The 962-nt window shown below is 40.7% G+C and carries 1 protein-coding gene; it reads left to right on the top strand.

Annotated features, from left to right (window positions below; genetic code table 11):
* Positions 1 to 196 precede the first annotated feature (196 nt).
* On the top strand, positions 197 to 962 hold a 766-nt coding region (locus DWZ16_RS15280), incomplete at its 3' end, for a transposase (RefSeq protein WP_243022057.1).

Genomic DNA, 962 nt, shown 5'->3' on the forward strand with positions numbered 1-962 from the left:
ATTATTCGAACGTTTTCCGGAAATAAGAAACCAGTTGTGGAAGGGAGAACTGTGGAACCATTCCTATTATGTGGAAACGATCGGATCCGTATCTGAGGAAAATATTCGCCGTTATATTGAACATCAGAGCAAGTCGTATTAATTCAATGTGAATTGTAAATATTCATATGCATGGCTGTCTGAAGGGGGGAGGAGAATGCTGTTGTCTCACAGAACATCGGTTAATATCCGGCCGGAATATTCTAATATTATAGGGCATATGTGTTACGCTGCTTCCAAGCTCTGGAATGTCTGCAACTATGAACGTCGTCGATATAAAGAATTGGGGCTGGAGAAGTATCCTGACTGGTATTATCAGAAGAAAGCGCATAAAGGAGATCTGTGGTATAGACAGCTTCCATCCCAGACAGCGCAGGAGACCTGCAAGCAGCTGGATAAAGCCTGGAAATCATTTTATGCCCTTAAAAAGACCGGTGGGATCAAAGATCCAAATCCGCCGCGATTTAAACAGGACAATATACCAATCACTTACATGCAGATGGGAATCCGGCACGAGAAAGGTTCCGACCAATTACGGCTGTCTCTGTCAAAGGATCTGAAAAGCTATATGGAAGAAACTTACGGGATTCATGAAAAATTTCTATATCTTGAAAATAAGATTTTCAGGAACATGGATCACATAAAACAGCTGCGGATCTATCCACCGGAAGATGGAAAATGTGACCTTATCGTTATTTATGAGATCAAAGAGCCAGAACCGCTTTCCCTGAATGGTCATTATTTATCAATTGATCTTGGAATTCATAATCTGATGACCTGTTATGATTCCGGAAATGGAAGGAGTTTTATTCTAGGAAGAAAATATCTTTCGCTGGAAAGATACTTTCACAAAGAAATCAGCAGGGTTCAATCAATATGGTATGCACAGCAGGTGGAAAACGGCATAAAATATCCCCGATCAT

Origin of the sequence: Clostridium sp. AF29-8BH (genome assembly GCF_003478145.1) — a bacterium.
Lineage (GTDB): Bacteria > Bacillota > Clostridia > Lachnospirales > Lachnospiraceae > Otoolea > Otoolea fessa.